General features: G+C 34.1%; 51 protein-coding genes. All 51 read right to left on the bottom strand.

Annotated features, from left to right (window positions below; genetic code table 11):
- Positions 1 to 29: 29 nt before the first annotated feature.
- Entirely contained in the window at positions 30 to 470 is a 441-nt protein-coding gene (locus tag MKY93_RS11975; RefSeq protein ID WP_340759227.1) for a macro domain-containing protein, read from the bottom strand.
- 13 nt (positions 471 to 483) lie between these two features.
- Positions 484 to 678 (bottom strand): hypothetical protein, encoded by a 195-nt coding sequence (locus tag MKY93_RS11980; RefSeq protein WP_340759228.1) that lies wholly within the window; start codon positions 676 to 678, stop codon positions 484 to 486.
- Positions 668 to 1,150 carry a ribonuclease H family protein gene (locus MKY93_RS11985; RefSeq protein WP_340759229.1) on the bottom strand — a complete coding sequence of 161 codons (483 nt, stop codon included), beginning with the start codon at positions 1,148 to 1,150 and terminating at the stop codon, positions 668 to 670. The genes MKY93_RS11980 and MKY93_RS11985 overlap by 11 nt, the downstream gene beginning before the upstream one ends.
- 98 nt (positions 1,151 to 1,248) lie before the next feature.
- Entirely contained in the window at positions 1,249 to 1,419 is a 171-nt protein-coding gene (locus MKY93_RS11990) for a hypothetical protein (protein WP_340759230.1), read from the bottom strand.
- A gap of 43 nt (positions 1,420 to 1,462) precedes the next feature.
- Entirely contained in the window at positions 1,463 to 1,693 is a 231-nt protein-coding gene (locus MKY93_RS11995; protein WP_340759231.1) for a hypothetical protein, read from the bottom strand.
- Positions 1,694 to 1,739: 46 nt separating this feature from the next.
- A complete protein-coding gene (locus MKY93_RS12000; protein ID WP_340759232.1) occupies positions 1,740 to 1,922 on the bottom strand; it encodes a DUF4177 domain-containing protein in 183 nt (60 codons plus the stop codon).
- A gap of 65 nt (positions 1,923 to 1,987) precedes the next feature.
- Entirely contained in the window at positions 1,988 to 2,236 is a 249-nt protein-coding gene (locus tag MKY93_RS12005) for a hypothetical protein (RefSeq protein WP_340759233.1), read from the bottom strand.
- Positions 2,237 to 2,275: 39 nt separating this feature from the next.
- Positions 2,276 to 2,575: a hypothetical protein gene (locus tag MKY93_RS12010; protein ID WP_340759234.1), complete on the bottom strand. Its 300-nt coding sequence runs from the start codon at positions 2,573 to 2,575 to the stop codon at positions 2,276 to 2,278.
- The gene (locus tag MKY93_RS12015; protein ID WP_340759235.1) at positions 2,572 to 2,706 is read right to left on the bottom strand and encodes a hypothetical protein; all 135 of its coding nucleotides are present in this window, start codon (positions 2,704 to 2,706) and stop codon (positions 2,572 to 2,574) included. The genes MKY93_RS12010 and MKY93_RS12015 overlap by 4 nt, the downstream gene beginning before the upstream one ends.
- A 90-nt stretch (positions 2,707 to 2,796) precedes the next feature.
- Positions 2,797 to 2,970, bottom strand: coding sequence for a hypothetical protein (locus MKY93_RS12020; protein WP_340759236.1), 174 nt, complete (start codon positions 2,968 to 2,970; stop codon positions 2,797 to 2,799).
- Positions 2,971 to 3,003: 33 nt separating this feature from the next.
- Positions 3,004 to 3,348 carry a hypothetical protein gene (locus MKY93_RS12025; RefSeq protein WP_340759237.1) on the bottom strand — a complete coding sequence of 115 codons (345 nt, stop codon included), beginning with the start codon at positions 3,346 to 3,348 and terminating at the stop codon, positions 3,004 to 3,006.
- 37 nt (positions 3,349 to 3,385) lie between these two features.
- Positions 3,386 to 3,598 (bottom strand): hypothetical protein, encoded by a 213-nt coding sequence (locus MKY93_RS12030; protein ID WP_340759238.1) that lies wholly within the window; start codon positions 3,596 to 3,598, stop codon positions 3,386 to 3,388.
- 45 nt (positions 3,599 to 3,643) lie between these two features.
- Entirely contained in the window at positions 3,644 to 3,820 is a 177-nt protein-coding gene (locus tag MKY93_RS12035) for a hypothetical protein (RefSeq protein WP_340759239.1), read from the bottom strand.
- Between the two features lie 29 nt (positions 3,821 to 3,849).
- Complete coding sequence (locus MKY93_RS12040; RefSeq protein ID WP_340759240.1) at positions 3,850 to 4,155, bottom strand: hypothetical protein; 306 nt, start codon at positions 4,153 to 4,155, stop codon at positions 3,850 to 3,852.
- 285 nt (positions 4,156 to 4,440) lie between these two features.
- The gene (locus MKY93_RS12045) at positions 4,441 to 4,578 is read right to left on the bottom strand and encodes a hypothetical protein (protein ID WP_340759241.1); all 138 of its coding nucleotides are present in this window, start codon (positions 4,576 to 4,578) and stop codon (positions 4,441 to 4,443) included.
- Positions 4,579 to 4,856: 278 nt separating this feature from the next.
- A complete protein-coding gene (locus MKY93_RS12050) occupies positions 4,857 to 5,009 on the bottom strand; it encodes a hypothetical protein (protein WP_340759242.1) in 153 nt (50 codons plus the stop codon).
- Between the two features lie 27 nt (positions 5,010 to 5,036).
- The gene (locus tag MKY93_RS12055) at positions 5,037 to 5,483 is read right to left on the bottom strand and encodes a hypothetical protein (RefSeq protein WP_340759243.1); all 447 of its coding nucleotides are present in this window, start codon (positions 5,481 to 5,483) and stop codon (positions 5,037 to 5,039) included.
- A 2-nt stretch (positions 5,484 to 5,485) separates the two neighbouring features.
- Entirely contained in the window at positions 5,486 to 5,677 is a 192-nt protein-coding gene (locus MKY93_RS12060; protein WP_340759244.1) for a hypothetical protein, read from the bottom strand.
- Between the two features lie 38 nt (positions 5,678 to 5,715).
- Positions 5,716 to 6,015 (bottom strand): hypothetical protein, encoded by a 300-nt coding sequence (locus MKY93_RS12065; protein ID WP_340759245.1) that lies wholly within the window; start codon positions 6,013 to 6,015, stop codon positions 5,716 to 5,718.
- Positions 6,016 to 6,234: 219 nt separating this feature from the next.
- Positions 6,235 to 6,882, bottom strand: coding sequence for a hypothetical protein (locus MKY93_RS12070; protein WP_340759246.1), 648 nt, complete (start codon positions 6,880 to 6,882; stop codon positions 6,235 to 6,237).
- A gap of 24 nt (positions 6,883 to 6,906) precedes the next feature.
- On the bottom strand, positions 6,907 to 7,137 hold the full coding sequence (locus MKY93_RS12075; protein ID WP_340759247.1) for a hypothetical protein: 231 nt from the start codon (positions 7,135 to 7,137) through the stop codon (positions 6,907 to 6,909).
- A gap of 212 nt (positions 7,138 to 7,349) precedes the next feature.
- Positions 7,350 to 7,529 carry a hypothetical protein gene (locus MKY93_RS12080; protein WP_340759248.1) on the bottom strand — a complete coding sequence of 60 codons (180 nt, stop codon included), beginning with the start codon at positions 7,527 to 7,529 and terminating at the stop codon, positions 7,350 to 7,352.
- Between the two features lie 24 nt (positions 7,530 to 7,553).
- Complete coding sequence (locus MKY93_RS12085; protein WP_340759249.1) at positions 7,554 to 7,838, bottom strand: hypothetical protein; 285 nt, start codon at positions 7,836 to 7,838, stop codon at positions 7,554 to 7,556.
- A 27-nt stretch (positions 7,839 to 7,865) separates the two neighbouring features.
- Positions 7,866 to 8,234: a hypothetical protein gene (locus MKY93_RS12090; RefSeq protein WP_340759250.1), complete on the bottom strand. Its 369-nt coding sequence runs from the start codon at positions 8,232 to 8,234 to the stop codon at positions 7,866 to 7,868.
- 21 nt (positions 8,235 to 8,255) lie between these two features.
- Positions 8,256 to 8,510, bottom strand: a complete 255-nt coding sequence (locus MKY93_RS12095; RefSeq protein ID WP_340759251.1) for a hypothetical protein — start codon at positions 8,508 to 8,510, stop codon at positions 8,256 to 8,258.
- A gap of 29 nt (positions 8,511 to 8,539) precedes the next feature.
- Complete coding sequence (locus MKY93_RS12100; RefSeq protein ID WP_340759252.1) at positions 8,540 to 8,731, bottom strand: hypothetical protein; 192 nt, start codon at positions 8,729 to 8,731, stop codon at positions 8,540 to 8,542.
- A gap of 45 nt (positions 8,732 to 8,776) precedes the next feature.
- Entirely contained in the window at positions 8,777 to 8,980 is a 204-nt protein-coding gene (locus MKY93_RS12105; RefSeq protein ID WP_340759253.1) for a hypothetical protein, read from the bottom strand.
- Between the two features lie 168 nt (positions 8,981 to 9,148).
- Positions 9,149 to 9,346 carry a hypothetical protein gene (locus MKY93_RS12110; RefSeq protein WP_340759254.1) on the bottom strand — a complete coding sequence of 66 codons (198 nt, stop codon included), beginning with the start codon at positions 9,344 to 9,346 and terminating at the stop codon, positions 9,149 to 9,151.
- 28 nt (positions 9,347 to 9,374) lie between these two features.
- Positions 9,375 to 9,779: a BC1872 family protein gene (locus MKY93_RS12115; RefSeq protein ID WP_340759255.1), complete on the bottom strand. Its 405-nt coding sequence runs from the start codon at positions 9,777 to 9,779 to the stop codon at positions 9,375 to 9,377.
- Between the two features lie 38 nt (positions 9,780 to 9,817).
- Positions 9,818 to 10,039, bottom strand: coding sequence for a hypothetical protein (locus MKY93_RS12120; protein ID WP_340759256.1), 222 nt, complete (start codon positions 10,037 to 10,039; stop codon positions 9,818 to 9,820).
- Positions 10,040 to 10,149: 110 nt separating this feature from the next.
- Entirely contained in the window at positions 10,150 to 10,455 is a 306-nt protein-coding gene (locus MKY93_RS12125) for a reverse transcriptase-like protein (protein WP_340759257.1), read from the bottom strand.
- Positions 10,448 to 10,876, bottom strand: a complete 429-nt coding sequence (locus tag MKY93_RS12130) for a hypothetical protein (protein WP_340759258.1) — start codon at positions 10,874 to 10,876, stop codon at positions 10,448 to 10,450. Before MKY93_RS12130 ends, MKY93_RS12125 begins: the two co-directional genes overlap by 8 nt.
- Before the next feature lie 36 nt (positions 10,877 to 10,912).
- A complete protein-coding gene (locus tag MKY93_RS12135; RefSeq protein ID WP_340759259.1) occupies positions 10,913 to 11,107 on the bottom strand; it encodes a hypothetical protein in 195 nt (64 codons plus the stop codon).
- Positions 11,108 to 11,251: 144 nt separating this feature from the next.
- A complete protein-coding gene (locus MKY93_RS12140; protein ID WP_340759260.1) occupies positions 11,252 to 11,521 on the bottom strand; it encodes a hypothetical protein in 270 nt (89 codons plus the stop codon).
- A 5-nt stretch (positions 11,522 to 11,526) separates the two neighbouring features.
- Positions 11,527 to 11,751, bottom strand: coding sequence for a hypothetical protein (locus MKY93_RS12145; protein WP_340759261.1), 225 nt, complete (start codon positions 11,749 to 11,751; stop codon positions 11,527 to 11,529).
- 54 nt (positions 11,752 to 11,805) lie between these two features.
- The gene (locus MKY93_RS12150) at positions 11,806 to 12,156 is read right to left on the bottom strand and encodes a hypothetical protein (RefSeq protein ID WP_340759262.1); all 351 of its coding nucleotides are present in this window, start codon (positions 12,154 to 12,156) and stop codon (positions 11,806 to 11,808) included.
- 27 nt (positions 12,157 to 12,183) lie between these two features.
- A complete protein-coding gene (locus MKY93_RS12155; RefSeq protein WP_340759263.1) occupies positions 12,184 to 12,423 on the bottom strand; it encodes a hypothetical protein in 240 nt (79 codons plus the stop codon).
- A gap of 44 nt (positions 12,424 to 12,467) precedes the next feature.
- A complete protein-coding gene (locus MKY93_RS12160; RefSeq protein WP_340759264.1) occupies positions 12,468 to 13,037 on the bottom strand; it encodes a ReoY family proteolytic degradation factor in 570 nt (189 codons plus the stop codon).
- 79 nt (positions 13,038 to 13,116) lie between these two features.
- Positions 13,117 to 13,470: a hypothetical protein gene (locus MKY93_RS12165; RefSeq protein WP_340759265.1), complete on the bottom strand. Its 354-nt coding sequence runs from the start codon at positions 13,468 to 13,470 to the stop codon at positions 13,117 to 13,119.
- Between the two features lie 31 nt (positions 13,471 to 13,501).
- Positions 13,502 to 13,681, bottom strand: coding sequence for a hypothetical protein (locus tag MKY93_RS12170; protein WP_340759266.1), 180 nt, complete (start codon positions 13,679 to 13,681; stop codon positions 13,502 to 13,504).
- Between the two features lie 36 nt (positions 13,682 to 13,717).
- Positions 13,718 to 13,918 carry a hypothetical protein gene (locus tag MKY93_RS12175; protein WP_340759267.1) on the bottom strand — a complete coding sequence of 67 codons (201 nt, stop codon included), beginning with the start codon at positions 13,916 to 13,918 and terminating at the stop codon, positions 13,718 to 13,720.
- Between the two features lie 27 nt (positions 13,919 to 13,945).
- Complete coding sequence (locus MKY93_RS12180) at positions 13,946 to 14,125, bottom strand: hypothetical protein (protein WP_340759268.1); 180 nt, start codon at positions 14,123 to 14,125, stop codon at positions 13,946 to 13,948.
- Positions 14,126 to 14,206: 81 nt separating this feature from the next.
- Positions 14,207 to 14,656: a class I SAM-dependent methyltransferase gene (locus MKY93_RS12185; RefSeq protein WP_340759269.1), complete on the bottom strand. Its 450-nt coding sequence runs from the start codon at positions 14,654 to 14,656 to the stop codon at positions 14,207 to 14,209.
- A 13-nt stretch (positions 14,657 to 14,669) separates the two neighbouring features.
- Positions 14,670 to 15,026, bottom strand: a complete 357-nt coding sequence (locus MKY93_RS12190; protein ID WP_340759270.1) for a hypothetical protein — start codon at positions 15,024 to 15,026, stop codon at positions 14,670 to 14,672.
- Positions 15,014 to 15,232 carry a hypothetical protein gene (locus MKY93_RS12195; protein WP_340759271.1) on the bottom strand — a complete coding sequence of 73 codons (219 nt, stop codon included), beginning with the start codon at positions 15,230 to 15,232 and terminating at the stop codon, positions 15,014 to 15,016. Before MKY93_RS12195 ends, MKY93_RS12190 begins: the two co-directional genes overlap by 13 nt.
- Before the next feature lie 254 nt (positions 15,233 to 15,486).
- Positions 15,487 to 16,230 carry a tRNA(His) guanylyltransferase Thg1 family protein gene (locus tag MKY93_RS12200; protein WP_340759272.1) on the bottom strand — a complete coding sequence of 248 codons (744 nt, stop codon included), beginning with the start codon at positions 16,228 to 16,230 and terminating at the stop codon, positions 15,487 to 15,489.
- A gap of 36 nt (positions 16,231 to 16,266) precedes the next feature.
- Positions 16,267 to 17,010 (bottom strand): hypothetical protein, encoded by a 744-nt coding sequence (locus MKY93_RS12205; RefSeq protein ID WP_340759273.1) that lies wholly within the window; start codon positions 17,008 to 17,010, stop codon positions 16,267 to 16,269.
- Position 17,011: 1 nt separating this feature from the next.
- Positions 17,012 to 17,569 (bottom strand): LemA family protein, encoded by a 558-nt coding sequence (locus MKY93_RS12210; RefSeq protein WP_340759274.1) that lies wholly within the window; start codon positions 17,567 to 17,569, stop codon positions 17,012 to 17,014.
- Positions 17,570 to 17,621: 52 nt separating this feature from the next.
- Positions 17,622 to 18,548 carry an ORF6N domain-containing protein gene (locus tag MKY93_RS12215; RefSeq protein WP_340759275.1) on the bottom strand — a complete coding sequence of 309 codons (927 nt, stop codon included), beginning with the start codon at positions 18,546 to 18,548 and terminating at the stop codon, positions 17,622 to 17,624.
- Positions 18,549 to 18,670: 122 nt separating this feature from the next.
- Positions 18,671 to 18,796: a hypothetical protein gene (locus MKY93_RS12220; protein WP_340759276.1), complete on the bottom strand. Its 126-nt coding sequence runs from the start codon at positions 18,794 to 18,796 to the stop codon at positions 18,671 to 18,673.
- Positions 18,793 to 19,107 carry a hypothetical protein gene (locus MKY93_RS12225; RefSeq protein WP_340759277.1) on the bottom strand — a complete coding sequence of 105 codons (315 nt, stop codon included), beginning with the start codon at positions 19,105 to 19,107 and terminating at the stop codon, positions 18,793 to 18,795. Before MKY93_RS12225 ends, MKY93_RS12220 begins: the two co-directional genes overlap by 4 nt.
- Positions 19,108 to 19,161 lie beyond the last annotated feature (54 nt).

Consider the following 19,161-nt stretch of genomic DNA (forward strand, 5'->3'; position numbering starts at 1 on the left):
GTGGCGTACCTCCTTTTAAAAGAAATATTTTATGGTAGTTTATATGTTGCTACTTGATATCCATCAAAAGCATCTTCAATAATTTTGATTACTGTGTTCCAATCTCCACCAGCAAGTCCACATCCTAAACCATAAGGCAAAGCAACGCCTAAATTATTCTTACTCGCGTATTTTCTTAGTTTAACCAACGTTTCTTTAAGAGCTTGATAATCGGTATATAATCCTGTCCTACCGTAATTATACTGTGCAAATAGATTGACTACTGTTCGCTTACTATTTATATTGACAACCTGAATTTTCCCTAATAAATCACTCTGATGACTAGCAGACATATAAGAATAATATGCTTCAGGATATACTTGTCGAATCTGTTTGGCTAGCCCTGCTCCCATAACAAATTTGCAGTTAACTTGATGTCCTATAATTACTTCTGGTGCATCTAGTAAATTACCAATGACTTGTTTAATCATATCGTCGCCCTCTTTAACTCTTGTAATTTAAAAACTCATTCAGCTCTAATTGGTTTCTTCCAGTCGGAACAACTACCTCAGTTGCTTGCTTTACTAAATAAGAAATAGCATCTAAATTATCTTGACTCATTCCCACCAGATGAGCATATCCATTAATAGTGAGGATGAGGTTTACCGTTGCATTTTCTACATTTACTTCAGTTGACATTTAGTCCACCTTCTTTTTCTAAATACTCATCCATAACTTTATTCACCATAGCATCTACTAATTCGTTTCCATGATTTCCAGAATGCCCTTTTATTTTTACCCATTCAACTTTAGCAAACTTGCTACACAGCTCATCTAATTCTTGCCACAGCTCTTTATTTAAGACTGGCTGATCTTTATTAACTCCTCTCATCCAATCATTCTTCTTCCAGTTGATAATCCAATTTGTAGCACCTTGTAATAAATAAGATGAGTCTGTCTGTATCGTTACCTGTAAGTCATAATCATCTAAACTCTTCAGGGCTTCTATACAAGCAGTCATCTCCATAATGTTATTAGTAGTATTAATTACAACCTTAGAATTGCTATATAGGTCTCTGTCAATCTCAACCGTGTATGCCCAAGCTCCAAGATTATTTTCCTTGCCGTTTCCACGAACGCCACCATCACAGTATATCGATACTCCCCTCATTCCCTCACCTCTTAATCAACATTATATAACTTTCTTTTAGTTTTGTCTATTAATATGATCTTCCAATCAAACTTACCTTTTACCATCAAATACTGTTGTTAATTGGTTCTTATTTCTACTTTATCTCCTATGACTTCATGAATAGTTTTACTTTCCTTGATTCTGACGTATACTTTTCCATCTCCATCGATCCACCAATACTCGGCATTGTAGAGATCTTCCACGTCTACACCTTCATCAAATACCCTGAATGCTCTAGGTTTGATCAATTTTATTTCACTCCTTGTTTAAAATTTATCTTCGTACTGCTGATTATTTATCAATGATGTTTACTAAATCCCTATCAAAATACCAAGCTGTTTTTAGACCATCTACTAACCCGTGAATATGTTCATATGTTTGAAAGAGGTATATTCTTTCCGTTGTCCCACCTACGAATTGGCAATCAACGACCTTTCCCTTTGTTCCTTTTGGGAATATGCTTTTGTGAAGTGTCTTTACCTCAACGTCTTTTCCATCGTCGAATAGAGTCATTGTTTTCATCCCTCCCTCAACATTATTTGTCTATCATCCCAATACAATCAGTCTTTTACCGTTTAGTTTCATCGAGCTGTGCAGTAACTGCTCTTTTAAAAATACATTGACCGCTTACAATGCTCACTAGCTCCCACCCTTCTTCTCCTAATTCGTTCAGCTTGTGCATATCAAGTTCTTGATAATGTGGCTTAGTCAATTTGGAAAAATAAACTGCCTGATACTCAATTGTTTTCAAAAAATCTGCTCCTTTCTATTTTTGTCTACTATCCCTTAAAAGCAAAGTTTTATTAGTTTATTTCGTTAATCACAATCAGGCGTACCATCTGATTTCAACAGCGTTGCCAAAGCTATACTATGGGCATTACTAATTTGAGAATGTACCTGCTCTCTAATATATTTACATCCTGTGCTATTATCTGTGACGATTGTGACGCTTCCTTTTACTCCTGCAAATCTAACATTCTCATTTTGTGCTTCATTTACAGTTTGTGATCCACAGCCAGCTAAAATGATAGTTGCCATTAATAAAACTAAAGCAATTCTTTTCATATAATCTCCTCTTTTCTGTCAATTCAAATAATAGTTGATTTATTTGGCGTCACCTTGTTTCAAATGCTTCGACTTAGAGAGCTTCTCTCCTCTTTGAAAGTAAGCTAGAACCTCTTCATCATGACTATCATCGTCAGGCTCGTAGCCCAACTTTTCTCTTATAGCTTCAATCATATACGAAGCATATCCTGATAAAGATTGATTTATTGTCATGTCCCCTTCCTCCTTTTCATCTTTATCATTAAACCACCACAATCCTATCCCCTTACCTCTGATTGCATTGCCTTCATTAGATTCGGCTGTCTCAATTACACTTCCATTTTCAAACTCAATTCTCATGAGCTTTCAACCTTATCCTTATCTAATAACTCTATCAACTCTTCCACAAACAGAGAGCTAAAATCATCTGGATGCATTCTCTGTTCATCTGCCCATTCTACAATTAAATCTGCAATTTGTTTACCTTTCATTTCAAAACCTCCATTTTTCATTTTATTGGTTCTCACAAATCCATTAGGTACAACGTTCTTGAAGCCTTATTTCACAATACAATAATTGTTTTATTTGTTTTTATTTATTAATTTTATCAACTCTCCTACGTCTTCACTACTTAATTCAATCTCTACAGATCCTCCGTAGGTGCAATATATTGTAATATTCAGCGCTCCATCTTCCCATGATACAAATCTAGCCTCTTGCTCATCTTTGTCAAATTCAATTTGCTTTCCCTTCATTTTCTTCACTCCTTCTCCCTAATAAAATGAAATTTACTTGGATATGTTATTGATTACGTTATCAAAATAAGTATAAAAATCCTCTTTATCGTAAATTATAACTCTATTTTCTAAAATTCTAATCCCGAATTCCTTCTTCTCTAGAAAGTAGTAGAAGTCGTTATTCACATCATATCTGATAGCAAGCAACAATTCGTCATCACTCATATTGTAGTTTCTTTTTCTTACTTCTACTCCACCTGTTCTAGTCGATATGCATGAATACACGTCTGGATAATCTTCATCTTTTTCTCTTCTGTATGAGATAATACTACTACAGTATCTCATCATCTCGCTTAGCATTGTATTTTCAGTTACTCTGTACTTGGTAAAATTCATTATCTCATCTCCTTTTTTAAGTAAATGAATTGATTTATTAGATTGTGTTTATCCATTCCAGAAACTCATCTATGCTCATATTCATTCTTAGCGCAGCTTCCCTCACTGTCATTTTTGTTGTTACAGCAAATACCATAGGATCACCTGTTGGCTTAAGATTGTACTGGTTTTCATAGACAAGTTTAATTGGTTTATCTATGGTAGGAATTACAACTATATAATCTTCTTCCTCTAAAAATTCTTCACTCAAGTACGCTCTCTCCTCTTTTCTTTATATAATAATCTATTGATTGGACTAAATTTCAATTCTCCTAAACTCATCTACAACGATCTCTTCAATATAAGCATGACTTGGACTTAGAACATAATCATCGTTATTCTTATAGCGTTCTGCTTCCTCTTTTGATGAATAGACTCCATATACATAACCACCTTCATGTGGATAAGACACGTATAGTAAATACAATCTCATTTGTTTCAACTCCCTGTAAAAGTAAATTTTCATTGGATTTCTTTCGGTTTTGGTTTACTCAACGCAATCACATGAGCTAGTAAAACGAATGATTCTTTGTCTTTTTGATATAAGTTCATGATATTTTCTTTCTCATTAGTACTCCCAGCATAATAACCTTGTCTAAACGTATTTTCTATTAGTTTCATTAGGTTATCTGCCACATAAATTCCATTACTTTTGACACTGTCCATGTGGTTTTTGGACGCCTTTTCTTCCCCCAACTCGCTGTCAGACCAATATTTATCCAGTGGATCAACATTCTCTTTTGTTCCTTCAATCACTTTGAGTTCCATATTCTCATTCCTATTCAAATTAAACTTCATTTAATTATCCATTTTCCACTAATTTGAGCTGACCCGAACATTGGAGTGTAATAACCAGTTTCATCTCTACGCTTTAAACTCCATCCTACATTCGATTTGCAAACTGTGTAAAAAGTATTCCCTGTGTTGCTATTGATTACTATTTGCCCTACATGAAACTTTCCGTCAAGAAGCATTTTCATTATTTCTGCAAAATTATAATACATATCCTCACTTCCATCCGAAGTAGATTTTTTATTGGTTAATCATTATCTTTTAGATTATATCCATCATCCACATAACTAGAAACAATCCCCACAATCCTGATATCGAACCTGTGATTGCACATGCACCAAAAACAGATAAAGCGCCAACACTTCCAACGATTGCTTTCGCTATCGGCTTGTTGTCCATTCTTACACTCCTCTAATAATTAGATTTTTATCAGTCAAAATCAATTTCCTCATAGTCACTACACTGCACTCTATCTTTCCCGATACATCCTTGTGGATAAACAACTCTTCCTCTCAGCGTACACTGTTGACAAGCTAAACCTGTCTTGTTGGGTCAGTTCTTTGCCATCCTAAATGGTCAGAGACTTGCACTAATTCGCAACTATATTTCTCAGCATCAAAACTCAAATACTTGCATGCTTTAAATTTCACAATCTCACTCCCAGTCAAATTTAGATTTTAATGGAACTTCTTATAGAATTCTGGATTACTCCAATATATAAAATCAAGGAAATCCTGTAATTCTGTCGTTTTCTTATTTTCTTTTGAAGTGTGTAAATAAGCATTCTTTCCACCCATTGCTAAGAAACGCAGTCTCTCGTAAATATTCATTAATGCTCCTCCTAATCAAACTGAGTGCTACTTAATTATTACTCTTTTCTCTAATAATTTAAGTGCAATTAACTTATTATTTTCATCGTGCTTCTTGCTCATAATATAATGTACTGGCTTAGTTTCAGTATCGTAACTTGCATAAGCCCACATATTCAATCTTTCTGAGTAACCGTGCTCACAGACTAATATAGCCTTAATACTCTTTTCTTCATTCTGAACAATAAAATGATGATTATTAGTTACATTAGCAGCTGATTTTCCTACTTTCAATTTACGACCCATACGATTACATTCGGAGTAGGCATCGCTTCTAAGATACATATCAACATGATGTCCTTTTGCATTTTCTTTTGTTAATAAAATTTTAGGCTCACTTTTTGTGCTCTCACTTCTTTGTGATTCTTCACATCCGCATAACACGAACAATATAGAGAAAATAAGAAGTATTCTCTTGGTAGGGTTCAATCTCATTACTAATAAATCCTCTCTCCTAAATACTTTTCATCAGTGAGCAGGCGTTGTTCCATAGCAACAAAATAAACATCTTGCTTGTCTAAATTCCTCATATTTAAACTATTACTTAATTCTTTCGCTCGACTCTTTGAAATAGAGGATAAGTATCGTTTCTTCCGATCTCCATGAAGATAGACACCCCACCATTCCATAGTTCCACTCTCCTTGAAAATTACCTTTGATGTTAGACTCAAAGATAGCTTTCTTTTATTAGCACTTCTGAAATAACTTCGAAACTCTTTTCGATTATTCTTTTGTCTTCTTTATTGACATTGAAATAACTAAATTGAGATATTCTCGACTCTTCAAGGAAATTTTCCTTTTCTTCTACATCAATTAAATTTGTTTCAATAAACACTGGACTTTCTGTTGCTAAAACAACTTCATAACCACCTCTTACCCATTCTAAAGACTCTTTGATTTCATCCGTAAATTCTTTAACTCTTACACAGATTATGTGACTATAACTCTGCATTATAACCCAATACATAATTCTACCTCCCTATAAAACTACTCTTTTATGTGTATATCTACATCTTCCAAATCTACATCTTCAACTCCAACCATGCTCCAGTATCTATCAAAGTGTTCAACTGTCTCCAAATCAAACACATGACATTCGGTACAGATTGTTTCATCCTCTTCTATATAATTTTTATCGCAGCTTGTACAGATGTTGTACATATTCATTTCCTTTCAAATACCGTTTTTATTGCTCTTTTAGACGTTCTACAACTATCTTCCCAAAATAACAATCCATAAATTCCTTTAAATCATCATCTGGCTTCTGCTTCATATAAAACTCTTTTAGTTCGATACAATCCAACTCTAATTCTTTGGCGTATAACAAAGCTCCTTCATAGCTCATCACGCCACCTCTAATGTCGTGATATAGCTTGTGGTCATCATGAGCAAATGAAGCCTCAAGGTCAGTGAACCCTTGACCATGAAATTGATTCAGCAGTTTAAATCCAAAAATAATATGGCATAAATCTTTAGATGTGCCTTTCTTGAATCTATTCTTAGCACTCCCCATAACTGACTGATAGAGTCGAGGAATATTAATTCTGCTTAATTGCTCTTTATGAGTTCTAAAGAAACCTTGAACGATTCCTCCGTCAATAACTTCTTTCGAATACAAAAGTTGCAAAGTATCTAAATTAGACTTGTAAAATAGTGCAGGGATAGAACGTATGTCAATCTGTTTTATAATCGATCCATCCTCTTGCTTGTACTCTTTAGCAGATGGGATAGGCTTGCATAATTCCCTAACAGAAGGATAGACAAATTCTACATAGTCTTTATCGCTTTCTGCTGTATCTAATCCAAAGTTCTGAGAACCAAATAGAAATTTCATGCTAATAACTCCCCCTTAAAACCTTTATTTTACTAAAAATGGATCAATGAAAATCCAAGATAATATTGCAGGTATTGCTATAACAATAAGAACTCCTAACAATATATAAGAAGCAATCTTTGCCCACAATGAATATGTATGGACATCTGGTGTGTAAAACACCATAGTATATGCTAAAACAGGAACTCCTAAAAGTACAACCAACCTCTTAGTAACTTTCCAAAACTCTAACGGAAATAGTTGTATATAGCTCATACGTAGACCTCCTGATCACATACAAAATTCTAACTTGACATAAAATAGCTTTCTAATACTATGACTATTTCTCCTTTATCATCTTGTAGTTGCACGTATTCGCCACCACAACCCATCAGACGATATAATTTACCTTCCGTGAAACCCTCTAGCTCTTTTGTACAAATAAGCTCCATTGTTACAGCTCTCCTTTTATGTGTAAATCCTTTGTTTTACTTGATATTATCTAAGTAGACCTCTTCAAAGCTGCCACCAACAATCTCACCGTCTATAATGACATCTGTTGTAACCGAAATTCCGTTTGTGTAGATGTTGCTTAATCTAACGCATATCTCTAATTCATCATTCAAAAACATTTCCTTTATCGCTTGCTTTATAATCTCCTTCTTCACAGCAATCCCCCTCACCGTTTTAGATTATTTAATTATATTTAACCTTTTAGAAGTTAGCTCTTCAAACCACATTTTGTCATTAACTTGTAACGACAACTCTATTAGAAATTCTATATCCTCTTCAAATAGATCAACCTCAAGAAGTGTAATATCGTCTTCGCCCAGTAGAAGATCGGCTCTCTTGGCTTGTAAACGTTCCATTGTATTAAACCAATATAGATCATCTCCAGCATCCTCAACTACACCAATTAGTTCTTCTTTGCCAAGTTTATATTTTGCCCATAATCCATGTTTAATATTGGATCGCATGTTTTAACCCCCCTTACTAAATATTATTTAAGTGAAAAATTGTTTCACTATATCTTTTCTGTGTTCAGAAAGCTTGCTTGATACATCTTTGATATCCAAAAGAACTTCAACTGGATTCCTATAATTACCTTGAATATCCGTTACAGCTATACCAAATTGTTTTAAAAAGTTTTCAGCTTTTTCGTTCCACAAAGAATTTTCTCTCGCATTCAGGCTGTCCCCATAGTGCTCTTCATAAGCAACTCCATTAGGAAGCTCTCCCTTATGAATCTTTTTTGCTAACTCAAGCACATTATCTGTAACTTCACTGCTATAGAAATAGCCATAATCATTAATAATAGTTGGGACCTCTTTGATCACGATGTTTGTATTCTTTATTATAAAATCTTTTTTCATTGTTTCCTCCTAATAATATTGTCATTTTACTTGATAGTTAACTTCTAACTCGACTACTTCAAAAGGTGGGTTACTGTCCTCGAAACCAACTAATATACTTAATCCACCATTTAAAATGTCTTTTAAAAACATCTCGGCATCATTTTTTGTTTTAAACAACTCAGCATCTACTGGCAAGCCCACTGTAAAAGCCCAGATATGCTCCTGAGAAACGTCATAGAAAGGCAGGGATAAGAATGTTCCATTTTTCATTTTAATTGCATACCTATTTATCATTTATATCATCTCCTAATAATATCTTCGTTTTATTCATTTAGCCAATCTTCTAAATTTGATTCAATACCGTTTTCTTTCACCGCAAACCACATACAATGACTTTCAAAAAACCATTCTTTTATATCGCTTACAACCTGTTCTTTAGACGGCTCTTCTTTGTAGGATTTAGGGATTGTGGAACGTATTCCATCGACTTCAAAAACTAGAATCTTTTCTATCACTCAATTTCATTCCTTTCTATTCCACCTTATAAATTGCATGTTTTATTAAGAATGCATTTCTCTCCATTTTCGATCCATCTCTTTAACTATACCATCGTTAATTTCCCAAGTGTCTGTGTTCATTTTAATTAGACAGTCATTTAATCTGTCACAGCCTCCACAGTCATGCATCGATGTAGCTGTTCCAATTGGCTCATGATCATTATTTCCTTGGTTTATATAGTAGTTACAACCTGCCCAATACATCATACTGCTCCCTCCTCTTCTAACTAATTAAAATTCCTAGTACAAGCAATAACCAACTTATTCCTAGCCACTTCCATCCATCTTTAAAATTATATTTGAAATTGAAAAGATGCATTGACTTGAACCAACAAGGAATAGACAGTAATACGAATAAGACACTAAAGTAAAACATTATTTATCATCCTTAACATTCATAACTTTTCGCAATTCTTCTCCTACAACTTCCCAGTCTGATCTCAATGCTTCTTCATCAGATTTATATGAAAATTCCTTATCATATTTGACTCTTTCTATCTTGAATGGTGACAGATTTAATATGTCTCCAATACTGGCAAATACTTTTGAGAAGTATATTCCTACCTTATTCACGCTATCACTCTCCTTGATGCTCATGTGTTCAGTCTTCTGTATTATACGCGTCTACTTTTACTCCAACTGATTCCAAAGCGGCAAAACAAATTGATCTTGGTGCTAATTCAGTTTGTATTCCTGAATTATTTGACGGTACTATAGCAATCTCATCGCCACGATGAGAAACACTCTCTACATCACATGCGTACCAGTTAAATTTGTCACCATTAGTTTGAGGGATTAGTACAATTCCTAACTTTTCTGCAACGATCCAAGCATCTTGAAGATTAGTTGAAGGACTAAAGAAGTTCACAGGTTTCTGTTTCGTTCCATCTTTATCCACCCAGTAAGAAGCGTAGTAATGCAAGCCCTCATCATTATTCATTAAAGTTTGATGACTCCAGTCCATGACTTTGGTAGCCACTAACTCGTTAATAATCTTATTACTCATCCTATCCGTCTCCTTGTAAAGCCATATTTTATCGGGTATTAAAATCCATATTTCTCTAAGTCAATTTCTGTATTACAGCGTTCCTTCCAATACTCATCAAACTCTTGTTGAAACGTTTTTACAAACTCTCCCAACATAAAATGATTCTCCTCATTCAATAATTTATAAATATCTGTATAGCTAATTGTAAGCTTTTCATTAAATCTGTCTTCATACCATTTATGAAAAAGTGTATTGTATTCGGGTATTTTCATGTCCATTATACTTCCTCCTCATAGCATATATCTTCTACTTAAATGATGACATCTCTTAATATTTATTTTATCTTCTGTTGTTTTGGGCTCTCTAACCTGCACATTATGATCTTTAATTAGCTTAACCAAACTCTTGAATTCCTCTTTTTCTTCAAAGCTCTACTAGTTATTTTTCTATCTTGTTTAATTTCTTGAATCTTTCTCACTAAACCTCTATCATCATTTATCACAACAATATCATTAAATCCATCTTTAATTGCAATCTCAATTGTTTTCCGAATGGCTTCTATTTCATGTGTGCATTTATCATGATCGAATTCTCTTGTGCTAAAATGATATTCTGCATCATCTCTTACAATTCCAATTCCTAATTTACCGTACCCTTTATGCTGACTGCCATCACAATAATAAACTCTATTCATAATCTATTCCATACTTCTCTTTATTAGTTAATCCATAGACATCTCCATCTTCTACGTAAATACTACCACCTCTAGCCTCAATCTCCTCTGAAGTCATTCCTGCTTCTAAATTAACTTCTCCTGTCTCTTTCCAATGTTCAAACATGGCTTTTGGATATTTGGCATAGTAGCTATCTTGTCCAAAGCCTTCAGGAATAATCTTAAATGTCTTTACTAGTTCGACTAAGCATTCTTCACAGAGATCAAATTTCCAAGATTGCATGTCATAATCACTGCCGTATCCGAAAGAGACACCGATTTCTTGGTAGTGAGCTAAATTTATTCCTTCTTTTGCATCATCATGTTTGCCACATTTATTACAAACAACTTTCTGAAGTCGACTTTTTGTTATGGTCACTTCTTTCTTTTTATAATCTCTCATTGATATTCTCCTCCCTTTCATAATGAAACGTTTCTTTTACCTGCTCTTAACAAGTTCTACAATCTCATCAATACTTTTTACTTCACCCAACTTAACGTTAGTGCATTTTACAGTTGTTCCCCCAGTTTTTCCACAAGTGCTATAATGACGTGCATCTGAACGGTATCCCTTAATTGCCAGATATATTTCAACTGCATAGTCAACGTCTTCTGCACTTAGCTCAATATTCATCATTCTGACCTCCCATTAAAAACTCTGTTTGATTAGGCATCTCTGCGATGTTTCCTCTCACCTGTTATATAGATTGTATTATATAACTTTCTTTTAATTGAGCATAATGATGCTCTATTTCGATATAATTCCTCTTTTATAGGGTTATAACCCCTTCAAATAGTCTCCAAGAAACCTCTCAAAACTATTGTCCTCTACATAAAATAAATCAATCCCAACGAGAGTCTTTGTAAACTGTATACCTTTATCGGTTTCATATTTATCATAGAAATACTGTTTCCCGCAATCTTCATTAGATGCACTATACTGATGCATAAGGTGATCTTGTAGCTGCGTAAATCTCAAATCAGGATTGTTCATCCATATTTCTTTTATAAGTCCTAAGATACGCTCAATTCGTTCTACTTCTCTCATAACTTTCACTCCTCAATTACATATTTCTTTGTACGTCTGTTCTCCAAGAATGTTACTTTAACTAAAGACATAATTAAGGCATCATGCATCCCCTTATGATAGCCATGTTTAAATGATCCTGTTTCGGACACGTCTCTTTTGATAGCATGTTCATCAGCCATTTGATAAATCTCCTCTGCCCAATCATCGAGCAGCAAGTCATAATCCAGCTTCTTTTTCTCTTTATTCATTTTCTCACTCCTTGTAAAAGATTGGTTTTATTCATTGTTCAGATCTTCCGAGTCTCAGTGATCCTCATCATCCCAATAGTCGCCACAACTACATCCACAGCAGGCACAGCATCCATTTTCACATGCGTAGTCGTCATACCAGCTAAATTGATAATCATCCTCATAGTCATGAGAGTTAGTAAACAACTCAGCTGCTGGTATCTCTTCCTTGATTACTGGCAAGATTCGTATTAACTTCTTGAAACCTTTTTTACTGATCACCTGCTTGTCAAAACTACCATCCTCTGTAGCTGTTTCCACATAAGCAGTATTTTTTCTTGAGAAATGCACATACATTTCTTTATCGTTTGAAAAAACAATCCAATAGCACTTTCCTAATTCAAAGCCATCAATTTTAACTCTCATATAGTCACATCCAATAATTGTTTGATTTTAATATGACTCCTTATAGGTTTTCCTTACTTTTTGTCTTTCTAGATGTCTAGTCTTGCTCACTTCATCAATACCGTAAATAGTTTTATCACAAATAGGACAGTACATATCGTATCTTGTAACAACGTTAGAAGAATAATATCCTATTTCCACTTTATAACTATGAATAGTGTGGTAATCATGAAAACATTCCTCTTGCAACTTTTCCAATAGTCTTTTCTTTTTCCAATCACTAAACACTTTTTAAACCTCCAATACAACAAGTATTTTACTACATACTCACCTTATACCGTGTCATTCACGTTCTCAACCGCATCTTTATCTACTTTAATTTTATTTAATATCTCACATAAATCAGCGAATAGTCTCTCGTCCCCATTATCTAATGCTTTATCAATCTCTTGCAACACATTTATTTTTTCTAACTCTCCAACAATACCATTTACCATCTCTTCATTTTCTGGTGATACCTGATGAGTTTTGTTATATGGGAGGTAAGGATTCTCTACTAATACTGAAAGATATGCACTGCTCTTGTGTTTATTAGGAAAGTTGACTCCAATGAACAATTCATCATTCTTATTGAGACGGATATCATGATATGCTTTTTCAGCATCGGCTGTCATGATCTGTCCTTTGTAGAACCTAAAAGAAACAGTATCAGTTTCTGTGGTGGAGATAATTAATGCCCTAGGACAGTGATGAGCATCATCTACAAAATGTACATTTTTCATAATCTCTTTCGATCCTGACATAAAGTTTAAAATCCAAACTACTTCTCTTTTCTTCATTTTATGATTATCTAGTAGCCATTTCACAAACCTTACCTTATCTTCCATTCTCACATTATTCATATTCACCATCTCCTTTTGTTTGTATTATTATATTTAACTTTACTTTAGTTTGAACAGAATGTCAACTACCATGACCATATCAATAACTATTTAAAATGTCTTTAATGCTTTCCAATATTACTTCAGTCTCATCAAAATTACCCATTATTGATCCCCCACTTGATTTAATCTCTGCTTTAAACAGTTTTACATCGTCTATGGGTTTTACTGGTACACTTTGATAATAGTAGGTTCCAGCTGGATACGTCTTCTTCGCATAAGAATCGGTGAATTCCTCAGTTAATATAGTCAGCCCCTTACAACCTCTTACTCGTTTTTCTTTCTTCTTTGAAAAGTCATGATATCCAAGACTCTCATATTTATGAATTTCTACTAACAATCCTTCTTTAACTCTATAAATGTCCTTTATCTCATGAGATTGTATCTGTTCCATTTTCATTCTCCAATCAAATATAAATTTTATATTATTTCTTAACCTCGGCAAAATCCTCGAACTGTTTTAATAAAGATTCTGTCAATCTTACTTCAAACTCTCCATTAATGAAGCTCATAAATTCTTTTCCATACTTCTCTTCCATATATTTTTCATGTTGCATCTGCAACTCTTTAAGATTTCTTCTTGTCTTTTCATCTAAATTGAACACCTCTAGCCCTCCTTATGAAATGGAAATTTTATTAGCTTAAAATTCCACATCTTTTACTACTTCATAATCAACATCATGAGGAATTTTATTTTCAACCATTAAATCTCGTAGCATTGACACTTTAATTGCTACACTCATATCAATTAGTCCATCGTCATATCCATCATATATCTCATGTGGTACATTGCGGATCACATATAAAGTATCTTCTATTGTCCATTCCAAATCTTTTTTCACATTGCACTTCCTTATCAAATAGAAACTTTATTTGTAGTCATTATCACTGGTCTCAGAGTATTTAATAGATCCTACGAGATCCCAGTCATTGCTGTCTAAAAACTTATCTAGTAATTCATTAAACTCTGTCGATGTCATTTCTTTGTCAGTTCTAAAACTACCGTCTACATCAAACCAGTTATGAACAGTGTTTTTTGTCTTTTTCAAAGTCTCTGCCTCTTTATAAATACATCTTTGACTTTGCGCGCTCTAAGCCGTGCGTAGTTTAATTTGTGTATGTGCAAAACCTTAAACCGCTACTTTAGCTGCTTGCTCCAGTCGGCATGTTACAACCTCATTATTAAAGTCGTCTGTCACTTCGAGGATCACAAACTCTGATAGATATTGTTTATAATCCACGTACTCTTGAGGTATCATAATACGTCTGTCATATTTCAAGAATCTGTACCAGATTATATCTAAAATTTTATTTTGCATATGAAATTCTTTTCTTGGTTCTGAAATTATCAGCTTTCCGTCCTGCTTAAGTAATCTTTTAAATTCATTAAATAGCATAGGAATATCCGCATTTGGAATGTGATGTATAACATTTCGACAATATATAGTATCGAAAGAATAACTTGCTGCACCAACTACCCTATAATCCTTTATATAAAAATCATAATTTGGTGTGCCTACAAAATCTGAAGTCAAATAACCTTCTCTTGGTTGACTACCTGAACCATAATCTAGCTTCAACTATAATCACCTCTTATTCAAGTATTGTATATTCTTTTATAGAAATATCTGTGATATTGTACTTTGTAATACTCATATCCATTGGATGCTCGTAAGAGATCAAATGAATTACGCACTCTTCGCCTTCTTTAATATGTTTCTGAATATACTCTAGCGTATCCATTTCCTGCTCTAACTCATTCTCTAACCATTGTTCAAAGTGACTTGATGAAACGTTAACATATGCATTCTTACTGCGTCTCTTAAGACCATGGTAATCAAACTGAAACTCTCCAAATTCTCCTCTGAAGCCTCTAAGCCCCTCTTTGAAATTGTGTAAGTTTTTAACGATAAAATCATTACTTCTAGCAATTTCGACTATATGTCCCATTTTTCCTTCTCCTTCTCAAATGTGTTAACAAGCTTTTGTAGCTTATCTATTAACCACTTAGTTTCCTCAATGGACATTGTTATATTATTTTCTGTAAACCCTTCGTCTTTATAGATGTATATTGGCTCTCTATCATTTAGAATTGCTTCTTTTAATGTTCCAAAGTCATAAGTCGCCACTAAACCACTTCCATACTTAAATTCCATGATTTCTCCTCTTTCATAAAAATTACACTCTATAAACCGCATACCTACGCGATTCTTGTTCCTTTAAAATGAAGATTTTACTTGGTCTTCTACTTCTTATAATCATAGCTAAGCCAATCCAATATTTTATAGAATCTTTCTTCTATAAACGTGTCATTGTCCCCGTTGTACCACTCATTGAATTCATGTTTCCACTTTCTACCGTTGCAGCTTTTGCAAGCTGATTCAATGCTTCATTTACATCTATCTTCATTTTAAATCTCTCCTTCCTTGTTTAAGTAAACATACTGCTCAATATAGTTTCTGTCCTGTGAGAAAATAGGGGTGTCATGATCCACTTCCCACTTACTTCTCTTCGCACCATTCTTCTCGTAGTATTGCTTGTTGATACATATACCCCTCTTCTGCCATACAGGAAGGTCATTCCAATTGATTCTCTTTTCAAGCATCAATTTATCCTGCATCTGGCTTCCATTGAGTCCTTGTAATTGTTTATGAGGAAAGTTAGCTTGTGCCACCATTGAAATACTGTTCTTCGTGGCATCTTGCTGTCTCCATAAGAAGGCGTTGCATACTTCGTCATGAGGTAAAACCCATGCTCTAGCATCAAACATAGCAAACGGCTTTTCAGGATATCTCTTCCGCATCTCTTCGTTAAACTTAGCTGTAGCCATTGAAGATGCGATTGAAGCTATCTTTTGAAGGCTGTTATCGAACCAAGATTGAGTTGTCAATTTATCGTAGTTTGTGAGAAGTAAGCTGATTTCATCCGACTGGTGATATACAATCTTGCAGCCCATAATATTCTTAGCAAGGTACTTACAAGTCTCCCAGAATGCATTTGTTAAATCTTCATCGAATGGCTTAACCATTCCTTTTGTATAGGTATGAAACGCTTTGCCATCAATTCTAATCATTACTGGCATCCGTTTAGGTAGTGTAACTCTATAAACGTTCTCGTAGCCCTTCATACGGTCTCCAAAGTTGTCTTTACTCATTTTCCCATCTCCTTATATAGGTTATATTATATAATTTTACTTATTATTTATAAACTTATTGTCTAACATTACGAAGATTACAACTGCTCCTACTATCAAAACAGCCCACCCAATCCAAAATAGAATAACTGCCCTATCAGCGCCGCTCTCTTTCCTTTCAATGACTCTCTCTATTGTTTGATTTTCATACAGTTCGTTTTGATTGATTGTTCCTTCAGAAGTATTGGAATAAAGTGCAGCTTCAAATTCCTTTGGAATCACATAAAACACCCATCTGATATTTGAAAATGTACTTTTCTTTACTGTGTCTCCATAAATATAGTTGTCTATTTTCACTTTACCTATTTTAAAATCTCTTCCAAGATAGTTGAACGTCTTAGTGTGAAAATAATCTCTTTTCCACTCATCCCATTCCCAATATGTTTCGGTTTTAGTTTGTGATTTGCCGTTGGAATCTGTATACGTGACTACTCTTGTTTTCATCACATAATGCTCTTCAATCCTCTTGATAGAGAAGTACTTCCCTTTGATCATAGTGTCCGAAACAGGTTCATTAGCTTTGAATTTCCCGTAAGAAAGCACATGACCTACTTCCGTGTTAATTGCATAGTTAAACAATTCAGGAAGATTGTCAATTTTCAAAGCTTTAAAGTACTTCTCATTACTAACCGAGACTTTATTATGAATAGAAGTTGATAAAAAGAAACCTAACCCCATCATAATTAGAATAATTATGATACTTACTAGTATTTCGCGCTTAGTAATTTCAACATCTCTCATATTATTCTCCTTTATTAAATAAATCAGTCGGAGCGTCAGGGGAGACTTCAAAATCTATATAGCTTTTATCAAGACTTTCATATCCTACTAACCCTAACAGCTGTTTGTTAGGAAATTTGCGTATATGTTTACTGTAGGCTTTAACTTGCACGTTGTAATTGTTCCGATGCTGCGCGATAAGATTTTCTGTTGTGGCTAACTCATTCATGAGAGTCTTGTAGTTTTCAATTGATTTTAACTCTGGATATGCTTCTGTTACCGCCTGAATCGTTAATTGCGCCTCTTCTACTAATCCTGAAGACGCTTTAGATCTTGCTTCTGTTAATAACTTTAATGTCTCTTTTTCATGTTCATCGTAAGCTTGCACGGTATCAACGAGATTAACAATTAAGTCTGCTCGTCTTTTTTCTTGTACATTAATCGACGATGAGCTTTCATTAATCTGTTCTTCCAAGTTAATTGCTTTATTTTGATTTGTTATTGCAATTGAGAAAAATAGTAGAAGTAGCCCAGTGATAATTCCTCCACTAACTAATACACCAAATAATTTACTATTCATTTTAAATTCCTCCTAAATGTTTTGTTTACTGTCTGTTTTTATTTTTATTTACTTAACCATAAATCCTCTGTGTTTCTTCACTAAAGCGAAATATCTTTGATCCTAGTTTAAAATGAGATGTGTTAAATTTTCCTGCTTTCTCGCCTCTAATATAGTTAGTTTGTGCAGGCTCGAATTTGTTTTCTACAAAGTCTTTAATTAATTCGATTCCCTTTGGTGAATAATAAGCTACCCCTGTTACAAAACCACCAGTAACTGTTTGTCGAACGACTTTAACGTATTCATCTACGTATCCGATTCTAGTGTTATAGATTCTCAATTGTTGTGCTATTGTATCCACAAATTGTGAGTGGGGTTTATCGGATGCTGAAAACAGTTTCAAACTCCTTGCAACATTATCATTCGTTACATAGCCTTCTGAGACGGTTTCTTTGTTCATTTCTGTTTCTAAATATACAACTTTGCTGTTCGTTTCCTTTGCCTCTTCTTCCATCTTATTAAGACGTTGCTCTTGTTCTAGGAATTGTTGTGCGTATACCACAAGCATTTCCGCTGGAGACATGGGTTTGTTGTTAATCGGTTCGATGTTACCGTCTCGCATATCAAAATACTGATCTAACATATCATCATAAATATCCCATGATTTATCGTCATTGAATATTTTAATTAATTTTGCATAACCTCGTTCAGATAACAAGTAAATATTTGTTGCAGCATTTACAGCATTTTTAGTGAAGATTCCGCTCTGCACGAGATGCATAGCGAAAGTATCTTCTTTTAAATCAATAATATCTACATTATTTTTAAATCTATCTCTATTCATATTCACGGCTCTGTTGACTGATGAGAGTTCTTTCCCATGAATCTCAGCGATATGTTTTGCAAGCATTGCTTTCTTGTCTACTCCAAAACCTCCATTAATATTTGGGACTGTAACTCCATTTACCTCTAAATTGTTACCGATCATTAATTCTCCCATTTTTATCTTCTCCTTTATTATCTTATATTTTGTTTTTTTAGTCTCCATAAATCCGTGGTGATAACGTCTGTCGTCTGTTATATACATCCCCACATAGTAAGCTCCTATTTAACTTTCCTTTACTATTCAAGAAAAATAATACTTGTCCATCCAATATCCTCAAAGTGTTTTTGTGCTTCCACTTTATCCCCAACCTCTACTTCCACTGCTCTCGCGACGTTATCTTGATCAAATCCTAGTACCGTCATTTTGCTTCCTCCTTGTTAAGTTTTAACATTCTGTTTAGATGTTCTTTTAAATATTCCTTCTGTTTCCAATCACTTTCATATCTGTGATTTCTCATGTAAACAACTGTTCCATGTTTATCTACGGCAAAATGTAAGCTTCCATACACATAATAATAACCTGATCTACCATTACTCCTAGCATATTTCTCGGCAAGCTTTATATTTCTTGTGAATTTCTTTTGAACTTCCTCTAGCGTGGCGTTTTCATTGCCTTTTACAGTTTCTCTATAGCACTTCAAAATGTTAATAGGAACTCTAATTCTCTGCATCATATAAACTCTCTCCTTTTAAAAATAGAGTACCAGACTAAATACTGATACTCTTTC

The sequence above is a fragment of the Sporosarcina sp. FSL W7-1283 genome, assembly GCF_038003105.1.
GTDB lineage: Bacteria > Bacillota > Bacilli > Bacillales_A > Planococcaceae > Sporosarcina > Sporosarcina newyorkensis.

Excerpts from the sequence above, each read along its gene's own strand:
- MKY93_RS12045 (WP_340759241.1), bottom strand. The coding sequence starts at position 4,578 with ATGGACAACAAGCCGATAGCGAAAGCAATCGTTGGAAGTGTTGGCGCT.
- MKY93_RS12130 (WP_340759258.1), bottom strand. The coding sequence starts at position 10,876 with ATGAGAGATTATAAAAAGAAAGAAGTGACCATAACAAAAAGTCGACTT.
- MKY93_RS12085 (WP_340759249.1), bottom strand. The coding sequence starts at position 7,838 with ATGCGATCCAATATTAAACATGGATTATGGGCAAAATATAAACTTGGC.
- MKY93_RS12215 (WP_340759275.1), bottom strand. The coding sequence starts at position 18,548 with ATGGGAGAATTAATGATCGGTAACAATTTAGAGGTAAATGGAGTTACA.
- MKY93_RS12145 (WP_340759261.1), bottom strand. The coding sequence starts at position 11,751 with ATGAATAAAGAGAAAAAGAAGCTGGATTATGACTTGCTGCTCGATGAT.
- MKY93_RS12140 (WP_340759260.1), bottom strand. The coding sequence starts at position 11,521 with ATGAGAGAAGTAGAACGAATTGAGCGTATCTTAGGACTTATAAAAGAA.
- MKY93_RS12040 (WP_340759240.1), bottom strand. The coding sequence starts at position 4,155 with ATGGAACTCAAAGTGATTGAAGGAACAAAAGAGAATGTTGATCCACTG.
- MKY93_RS12015 (WP_340759235.1), bottom strand. The coding sequence starts at position 2,706 with ATGAAAGGTAAACAAATTGCAGATTTAATTGTAGAATGGGCAGATGAA.
- MKY93_RS12135 (WP_340759259.1), bottom strand. The coding sequence starts at position 11,107 with ATGAATATTGAGCTAAGTGCAGAAGACGTTGACTATGCAGTTGAAATA.
- MKY93_RS12200 (WP_340759272.1), bottom strand. The coding sequence starts at position 16,230 with ATGAGTAAAGACAACTTTGGAGACCGTATGAAGGGCTACGAGAACGTT.
- MKY93_RS12010 (WP_340759234.1), bottom strand. The coding sequence starts at position 2,575 with ATGAGAATTGAGTTTGAAAATGGAAGTGTAATTGAGACAGCCGAATCT.
- MKY93_RS12070 (WP_340759246.1), bottom strand. The coding sequence starts at position 6,882 with ATGAAATTTCTATTTGGTTCTCAGAACTTTGGATTAGATACAGCAGAA.
- MKY93_RS12005 (WP_340759233.1), bottom strand. The coding sequence starts at position 2,236 with ATGAAAAGAATTGCTTTAGTTTTATTAATGGCAACTATCATTTTAGCT.
- MKY93_RS12150 (WP_340759262.1), bottom strand. The coding sequence starts at position 12,156 with ATGAGAGTTAAAATTGATGGCTTTGAATTAGGAAAGTGCTATTGGATT.
- MKY93_RS12160 (WP_340759264.1), bottom strand. The coding sequence starts at position 13,037 with ATGAATAATGTGAGAATGGAAGATAAGGTAAGGTTTGTGAAATGGCTA.
- MKY93_RS12090 (WP_340759250.1), bottom strand. The coding sequence starts at position 8,234 with ATGAAAAAAGATTTTATAATAAAGAATACAAACATCGTGATCAAAGAG.
- MKY93_RS12050 (WP_340759242.1), bottom strand. The coding sequence starts at position 5,009 with ATGAATATTTACGAGAGACTGCGTTTCTTAGCAATGGGTGGAAAGAAT.
- MKY93_RS12035 (WP_340759239.1), bottom strand. The coding sequence starts at position 3,820 with ATGAGATTGTATTTACTATACGTGTCTTATCCACATGAAGGTGGTTAT.
- MKY93_RS11995 (WP_340759231.1), bottom strand. The coding sequence starts at position 1,693 with ATGAAAACAATGACTCTATTCGACGATGGAAAAGACGTTGAGGTAAAG.
- MKY93_RS12220 (WP_340759276.1), bottom strand. The coding sequence starts at position 18,796 with ATGACGGTACTAGGATTTGATCAAGATAACGTCGCGAGAGCAGTGGAA.
- MKY93_RS12095 (WP_340759251.1), bottom strand. The coding sequence starts at position 8,510 with ATGATAAATAGGTATGCAATTAAAATGAAAAATGGAACATTCTTATCC.
- MKY93_RS12125 (WP_340759257.1), bottom strand. The coding sequence starts at position 10,455 with ATGAATAGAGTTTATTATTGTGATGGCAGTCAGCATAAAGGGTACGGT.
- MKY93_RS12195 (WP_340759271.1), bottom strand. The coding sequence starts at position 15,232 with ATGGAATTTAAGTATGGAAGTGGTTTAGTGGCGACTTATGACTTTGGA.
- MKY93_RS12075 (WP_340759247.1), bottom strand. The coding sequence starts at position 7,137 with ATGAGCTATATACAACTATTTCCGTTAGAGTTTTGGAAAGTTACTAAG.
- MKY93_RS12165 (WP_340759265.1), bottom strand. The coding sequence starts at position 13,470 with ATGGAACAGATACAATCTCATGAGATAAAGGACATTTATAGAGTTAAA.
- MKY93_RS12020 (WP_340759236.1), bottom strand. The coding sequence starts at position 2,970 with ATGAAGGGAAAGCAAATTGAATTTGACAAAGATGAGCAAGAGGCTAGA.
- MKY93_RS12190 (WP_340759270.1), bottom strand. The coding sequence starts at position 15,026 with ATGGGACATATAGTCGAAATTGCTAGAAGTAATGATTTTATCGTTAAA.
- MKY93_RS12105 (WP_340759253.1), bottom strand. The coding sequence starts at position 8,980 with ATGATGTATTGGGCAGGTTGTAACTACTATATAAACCAAGGAAATAAT.
- MKY93_RS12205 (WP_340759273.1), bottom strand. The coding sequence starts at position 17,010 with ATGAGAGATGTTGAAATTACTAAGCGCGAAATACTAGTAAGTATCATA.
- MKY93_RS11980 (WP_340759228.1), bottom strand. The coding sequence starts at position 678 with ATGTCAACTGAAGTAAATGTAGAAAATGCAACGGTAAACCTCATCCTC.
- MKY93_RS12060 (WP_340759244.1), bottom strand. The coding sequence starts at position 5,677 with ATGGAATGGTGGGGTGTCTATCTTCATGGAGATCGGAAGAAACGATAC.
- MKY93_RS11985 (WP_340759229.1), bottom strand. The coding sequence starts at position 1,150 with ATGAGGGGAGTATCGATATACTGTGATGGTGGCGTTCGTGGAAACGGC.
- MKY93_RS12055 (WP_340759243.1), bottom strand. The coding sequence starts at position 5,483 with ATGAGATTGAACCCTACCAAGAGAATACTTCTTATTTTCTCTATATTG.
- MKY93_RS12025 (WP_340759237.1), bottom strand. The coding sequence starts at position 3,348 with ATGAATTTTACCAAGTACAGAGTAACTGAAAATACAATGCTAAGCGAG.
- MKY93_RS12120 (WP_340759256.1), bottom strand. The coding sequence starts at position 10,039 with ATGGACATGAAAATACCCGAATACAATACACTTTTTCATAAATGGTAT.
- MKY93_RS12225 (WP_340759277.1), bottom strand. The coding sequence starts at position 19,107 with ATGATGCAGAGAATTAGAGTTCCTATTAACATTTTGAAGTGCTATAGA.
- MKY93_RS12115 (WP_340759255.1), bottom strand. The coding sequence starts at position 9,779 with ATGAGTAATAAGATTATTAACGAGTTAGTGGCTACCAAAGTCATGGAC.
- MKY93_RS11975 (WP_340759227.1), bottom strand. The coding sequence starts at position 470 with ATGATTAAACAAGTCATTGGTAATTTACTAGATGCACCAGAAGTAATT.
- MKY93_RS12210 (WP_340759274.1), bottom strand. The coding sequence starts at position 17,569 with ATGAATAGTAAATTATTTGGTGTATTAGTTAGTGGAGGAATTATCACT.
- MKY93_RS12065 (WP_340759245.1), bottom strand. The coding sequence starts at position 6,015 with ATGTATTGGGTTATAATGCAGAGTTATAGTCACATAATCTGTGTAAGA.